At 60.3% G+C, this 6,096-nt stretch carries 5 protein-coding genes; 1 reads left to right on the top strand and 4 read right to left on the bottom strand.

Annotated features, from left to right (window positions below):
- Both KGB23_RS29870 and KGB23_RS29865 read right to left on the bottom strand, forming a co-directional pair.
- On the bottom strand, positions 1-699 hold a 699-nt coding region (locus KGB23_RS29870), incomplete at its 3' end, for a TPM domain-containing protein (RefSeq protein WP_223433679.1).
- Positions 700-742: 43 nt separating this feature from the next.
- Entirely contained in the window at positions 743-1,354 is a 612-nt protein-coding gene (locus KGB23_RS29865; protein ID WP_223433678.1) for a LemA family protein, read from the bottom strand.
- A gap of 236 nt (positions 1,355-1,590) precedes the next feature.
- On the opposite strand from KGB23_RS29865, the gene bglX reads away from it, so the two are divergent.
- Positions 1,591-3,882, top strand: a complete 2,292-nt coding sequence (gene bglX / locus KGB23_RS29860; protein WP_223433677.1) for a beta-glucosidase BglX — start codon at positions 1,591-1,593, stop codon at positions 3,880-3,882.
- A gap of 142 nt (positions 3,883-4,024) precedes the next feature.
- Here the strand turns inward: bglX and KGB23_RS29855 are convergent, their stop codons facing one another.
- Positions 4,025-5,182 carry a phospholipase D-like domain-containing protein gene (locus KGB23_RS29855; RefSeq protein ID WP_223433676.1) on the bottom strand — a complete coding sequence of 386 codons (1,158 nt, stop codon included), beginning with the start codon at positions 5,180-5,182 and terminating at the stop codon, positions 4,025-4,027.
- Between the two features lies 1 nt (position 5,183).
- Entirely contained in the window at positions 5,184-5,774 is a 591-nt protein-coding gene (locus KGB23_RS29850; RefSeq protein WP_223433675.1) for a YceI family protein, read from the bottom strand.
- Between the last annotated feature and the right edge of the window lie 322 nt (positions 5,775-6,096).

Raw genomic sequence — 6,096 nt, 5'->3', positions numbered from 1 at the left:
CCCGCCTCCACCGCCGCCGCCAAAACCTCCACCGCCGAACCCGCCGCTCGAACCGCCTCGTCCACCGCCGCCGCTGGGCAGGATCCCGAGCATCTGGCAGACAAACATCGTCAGGATGAACAGCATCACCAGAAACACGAAGATCCCCGGATGCCGTGAGACGAAGTCGCTTTCCTGATTGCCGCCGGAGTCATACACCGTGGACGGTTCGTCCAGCGGATTGCCGCCTAATACCACGAGCATCGCCGCGACCCCGTCGCTGATGCCCTTGCTGAAGTTGCCGGTCTTGAACGCCGGGGTGATCACCTGATTGATGATCACCGAACTCTGCGCATCGGTCAGCCGGTCTTCCAGGCCATAACCGACTTCAATCCGCAGCTTGCGATCATCACGCGCAACGATCAGCAGCGCGCCGTTGTTCTTGTCCTTCTGGCCGATGCCCCAGTAGCGCCCCAGTTGATAACCGAAATCCGCAATGTCGGTGCCTTGCAAATCCGGCAATGTGACCACCACCAGCTGCTCGCCGGTGGCTTTTTCATGGGCCTGAAGCTGTTGCGTCAGTTGCTCACGCACCGCAGGTTCGATCATCTGGGCGTTATCGACCACCCGCCCGGTCAGTTCCGGAAACTTCAACGCAGCCTGGGCCGTCAGGGCAAACACCCAGAGCAACAGCACCAGGCCAACTTTCAACACACGCATTGGCAACCTCATCCTTGGTGATGCTTCAAGCCCCTTGCGGCGCTTACTGGAACTTCACTTGAGGCGCTTTTTCCGCATCGGGGCTGGTGGCCTCGAAGGTTTCGCGGATCGGCAAATCGCTGTACATCACGCTGTGCCAGAGGCGACCGGGGAAGGTACGCAGTTCCGTGTTGTATTTCTGCACGGCGAGGATGAAGTCCCGACGCGCCACGGCAATGCGATTCTCGGTGCCTTCAAGTTGCGATTGCAACGCCAGGAAGTTCTGGTTGGCCTTGAGGTCCGGGTAACGCTCGGACACCACCATCAAACGGCTCAAGGCGCCGGTCAGTTGATCCTGGGCCTGCTGGAACTGTTTGAGTTTTTCCGGGTTATCCAGGGTCCTGGCATCGACCTGGATCGACGTGGCCTTGGCCCGGGCTTCAATCACGGCGGTCAGGGTTTCTTCTTCGTGCTTGGCGTAACCCTTGACGGTTTCCACCAGGTTGGGAATCAGGTCGGCGCGGCGCTGGTACTGGTTCTGCACCTGGCCCCAGGCAGCCTTGGCCTGTTCGTCGAGGGTCGGAATCGTGTTGATGCCGCAGCCGGCCAGCAGCGTGGTCAGCAACATCAAGGCTGCAACCTGCAGGCTCGACCGATAGTGGTGTCGTACATTCATCTGGTTGACTCTCCCTTGCACATTCCGTTGAAAAACAACCTTCGAACTTTGAACCCGGCTCTTGGGGCATAATCTGCCGCCACCACTGGATTGCATCGAGCCAATGGGCTAAAAGATGCCCCAGCGCGAAAACACGCAGAAGTGTGCTGCATTTACCTGAACAACAATAGTCGCTCCCTAAATTTTGGCTGACCGGCGCGTATTCACTGCCGTTTTAGCTTTTGAGAAAAATATTCATGAAGAAGCTGTGTTTGCTGGGCCTGTTCGTCAGCCTGGCCAGTCATAACGTATTGGCCGCCACGACACCCGCACCTCTGGAAAACAAGGACGCGTTCATCAGCAACCTGATGAAGCAGATGACCCTCGATGAAAAAATCGGCCAGTTGCGCCTGATCAGCATCGGCCCGGAAATGCCACGGGAGATGATCCGCAAGGAAATCGCCGCCGGCAACATCGGTGGCACGTTCAACTCGATCACCCGCCCGGAAAACCGTCCGATGCAGGACGCGGCCATGCGCAGCCGGCTGAAGATCCCGATGTTCTTCGCCTATGACGTGATCCACGGCCACCGCACCATTTTCCCGATTCCGCTGGCCCTGGCCTCGAGCTGGGACATGGACGCCATTGGCCTGTCCGGGCGCATCGCCGCCAAGGAAGCCTCATCGGACGGCGTCGACCTCACCTTCGCGCCGATGGTCGACATCTCCCGCGACCCGCGTTGGGGCCGTACTTCCGAAGGCTTCGGCGAAGACACCTACCTTGTGTCGCGTATTGCCGGCGTCATGGTCAAGGCGTTCCAGGGCACCGGTGCGAACGCGGCCGACAGCATCATGGCCAGCGTCAAGCACTTTGCCTTGTACGGCGCCGTCGAGGGCGGTCGCGACTACAACGTAGTCGACATGAGCCCGATCAAGATGTTCCAGGATTACCTGCCTCCGTACCGTGCGGCTATCGACGCCGGTGCTGGCGGGGTGATGGTCGCGCTGAACTCGATCAACGGCGTCCCGGCCACCGCGAACACCTGGCTGATGAACGACCTGTTGCGCAAGCAATGGGGCTTTAAAGGCCTGGCCGTCAGCGACCACGGGGCGATTTTCGAGCTGATCAAACACGGCGTCGCCCGTGACGGTCGCGAAGCCGCGAAGCTGGCGATCAAGGCCGGCATCGACATGAGCATGAACGACACCCTCTACGGCAAAGAGCTGCCGGGGCTGTTGAAGGCGGGTGAGATCCAGCAAAGCGACATCGACAACGCGGTGCGTGAAGTGCTTGCCGCCAAGTACGACATGGGCCTGTTCAAGGACCCGTACCTGCGCATCGGCAAGGCCGAGGATGATCCGGCCGACACCAATGCCGATAGCCGCCTGCACCGCGCCGAGGCCCGCGACGTGGCGCGCCGCAGTCTGGTGCTGTTGAAAAACGAGGGCGAAACCCTGCCGCTGAAAAAAACCGCGAAAATCGCTTTGGTGGGTCCGCTGGCCAAGGCACCGATCGACATGATGGGCAGCTGGGCCGCCAACGGTCGCCCTGCGCAATCGGTCACGCTGTTCGACGGCATGACTGCTGCACTGGGTTCGCAATCGACGTTGATCTACGCCCGTGGCGCCAACATCACCAGCGACCCCAAAATCCTCGGTTACCTGAACTTCCTCAATTTCGATGCCCCGGAAGTGGTAGACGATCCGCGTTCGGCGCAAGTGCTGATCGACGAAGCGGTGAAAGCCGCCAAGGATGCCGATGTGGTGGTCGCAGCGGTGGGCGAGTCCCGCGGCATGTCGCACGAATCATCGAGCCGCACCGATATCAACATCCCGCCCAACCAGCGCGAATTGATCAAAGCCTTGAAAGCCACCGGCAAACCGCTGGTGCTGGTGTTGATGAACGGCCGTCCGCTGTCGATTCTCGAAGAGAAGGATCAGGCTGACGCGATTCTGGAAACCTGGTTCAGCGGCACCGAAGGCGGCAACGCCATTGCCGACGTGCTGTTCGGCGACTACAACCCGTCGGGCAAACTGCCGATCACCATCCCGCGTTCGGTAGGCCAGATTCCGACCTATTACAACCACCTGAGCATTGGCCGGCCGTTCACGCCGGGCAAACCGGGCAACTACACGTCGCAGTATTTCGATGACACCACAGGGCCGCTGTTCCCGTTTGGTTTCGGCTTGAGCTACACCGATTTCAGCCTGAGCAACATGGCCCTGTCGTCGACCACGCTGAACAAGACTGGCAAGCTCGACGCCAGCGTCACGGTGAAAAACACCGGCAAGCGTGACGGCGAAACCGTGGTGCAGTTGTACATCCAGGACGTGACCGGCTCGATGATCCGCCCGATCAAGGAACTGAAGAACTTCCAGAAAGTCATGCTCAAGGCCGGCGAACAGAAAGTCGTGCGCTTCACCATTACCGAGGATGACCTGAAGTTCTACAACACCCAGCTCAAGTTCGCTGCCGAGCCGGGCAAGTTCAACGTGGAGATCGGCCTGGATTCCCAAGACGTGACGCAGCAGAGCTTTGAACTGCTGTAACCCCTGACATACCGCAAAACAAATGTGGGAGCGGGCTTGCTCGCGAAGGCGGACTTTCAGTCGACATCATCGTTGACTGACACTCCCCCTTCGCGAGCAAGCCCGCTCCCACATTAGGTTTAGGGTGTTCTTAAGATTGGGGTTAGCCCCGTCGATCCAGCAGATTCACCACCAGCCGATCCACCCATCCCCAAACCCGTTGCTTCACCCGCCGCCACAGCGGCCGGCGTTGCCATGCCTCAAGGCTGACCTCCTGACTCTGCGCAAAGTCCCTCTCGAAACTCGCCGCCACCGCACGCGTCAGCCCAGGGTCCAGCGCCTCAAGGTTGGCTTCCAGGTTGAAGCGCAAATTCCAGTGATCGAAATTGCACGAGCCGATGCTCACCCAGTCGTCGATCAGGACCATTTTCAGGTGCAGGAAACACGGCTGGTATTCGAAGATCGTCACCCCGGCCTTGAGCAATCGCGGGTAGTAGCGATGCCCGGCGTAGCGCACCGACGGGTGATCGGTGCGCGGCCCGGTCAGCAGCAGGCGCACATCGACACCTAGGGCGGCAGCCCGGCGCAGTGAGCGGCGGACTTTCCAGGTCGGCAGGAAATACGGCGTCGCCAGCCAGATCCGCTGCTGGCCGCTGTTCAACGCCCGAGTCAACGATTGCAGGATGTCCCGGTGCTGGCGGGCGTCAGCATAGGCGACCCGGCCCATGCCCTCGCCCGTGGACGGCACGCGTGGCAGACGCGGCAAGCCAAAATGCGAAGCGGGTTTCCAGGCGCGCCGATGCCGGTTGGCTATCCATTGGCGGTCGAACAGCAACTGCCAGTCGATGACCAAGGGACCGGTGATTTCCACCATCACTTCGTGCCATTCGCTGGTGTCTTCGCCCGGCGTCCAGAATTCATCGGTCACCCCGGTGCCGCCCACCACGGCCATGCTCTGATCGACCAGCAACAGCTTGCGGTGATCGCGGTAGAAGTTGCCCACCCAACGCCGCCAGCTCAGGCGATTGTAAAAACGCAGCTCCACGCCCGCCGCCATCAAACGCTGACGCAAGTTCAGGGTGAACGCGAGGCTGCCGTAATCATCGAACAGGCAGCGTACGCGCACGCCACGTTCGGCAGCCTGGACCAACGCCTGAACCATCGCCTCGGCACAGGCACCCGCCTCCACCAGGTACAGCTCCAGCTCGACCTGCTCTTCAGCGCGGGCAATCGCCACCAACATCCGTGGGAAAAACTGCGGACCGTCGATCAACAGTTCAAAATGGTTGCCTTCACGCCAGGGGAAAATTGCGCCGGCCATGTCAGCGCGCCGTGAAAATCAGTACCGCGCCCACCGGTACCGACAGACTGATGGCCGACAAACCGGCGACCTTGCGCAAACTTTCCAGGCCGGAAGCCAGGTCGAAATCCGCGGCATTGATTATCAGCGGTTCGAGGGTCACCACCTGGAAGCGCCGGTCATCGAGACGGGTTGCCAGCAGTTCGGCGTTGTATTCGTGTTGTTTGCCATGAAGGTTGACGGTCAGCGGCAGGCGCAATTCAAGTTGCGCGCCGGGTGCGAGGTCGTTGATCGGCCGCAGATCGATCTGCGCGGTGATCAGTGCTTCGGGGAAGGTCTGGATTTCAAACAGGTCCTTGCGCATGCGTTCATCGCGCAACGGAATGCCGCTGTTGACCGAGTCCAGCTCGACTTCCACCTCGGCCTGGCCTTTGGGATCGACCTTGCCGTGCAGCACCAGAAAGCGCTGCACTTCTGAAATGTTGGCGTTTTTGGTGCTGATGAACGACAGCCGCGAGGACTCGCCGTCCAGATACCAATCGGCGTGGGCCGACAGGGTGGCACCGGCCAGCAGCAGAAAGGCGAGGGTTTTGCAGAGGAAGCGGTTGAACATAGAGACTCGTGGGGCAGATAAACCTGCACGAACCTTAACCGCCCGTGAGCCAATTGCAAACGTGTAGCAGCTGGCGAAGCCTGCGTTCGGCTGCGAAGCAGTCGTGAAATCAGGCTCTGCGGTGTTTCAGAAAGAGCGAGGTGGCTGGATTGGCGACTGCTGCGTCCGAACGCGGCCCGAACCGAACGCAGGCTTCGCCAGCTGCTATGTATGGACTCGCCCCCACGTTCAACCTGCTTTTTGAACACTGCTACCCGGTTGCATCTATGTATGAGGCCTGTTCGAGGAAGCCTTCAACGGCTTCTGGCCAACATTGGGTAAG

Origin of the sequence: Pseudomonas sp. GL-B-26, assembly GCF_019947405.1 — a bacterium.
In the GTDB taxonomy this organism is placed as follows: domain Bacteria; phylum Pseudomonadota; class Gammaproteobacteria; order Pseudomonadales; family Pseudomonadaceae; genus Aquipseudomonas.
Note: the sequence above shows the minus strand (reverse complement) of the source record. Positions and strands in the feature narration are given on the sequence as shown.

What these genes read in the sequence shown, in the direction of transcription:
- KGB23_RS29850 (WP_223433675.1), bottom strand. Translation starts at nt 5,774, where the DNA reads ATGTTCAACCGCTTCCTCTGCAAAACCCTCGCCTTTCTGCTGCTGGCC.
- KGB23_RS29865 (WP_223433678.1), bottom strand. Translation starts at nt 1,354, where the DNA reads ATGAATGTACGACACCACTATCGGTCGAGCCTGCAGGTTGCAGCCTTG.
- bglX (WP_223433677.1), top strand. Translation starts at nt 1,591, where the DNA reads ATGAAGAAGCTGTGTTTGCTGGGCCTGTTCGTCAGCCTGGCCAGTCAT.
- KGB23_RS29855 (WP_223433676.1), bottom strand. Translation starts at nt 5,182, where the DNA reads ATGGCCGGCGCAATTTTCCCCTGGCGTGAAGGCAACCATTTTGAACTG.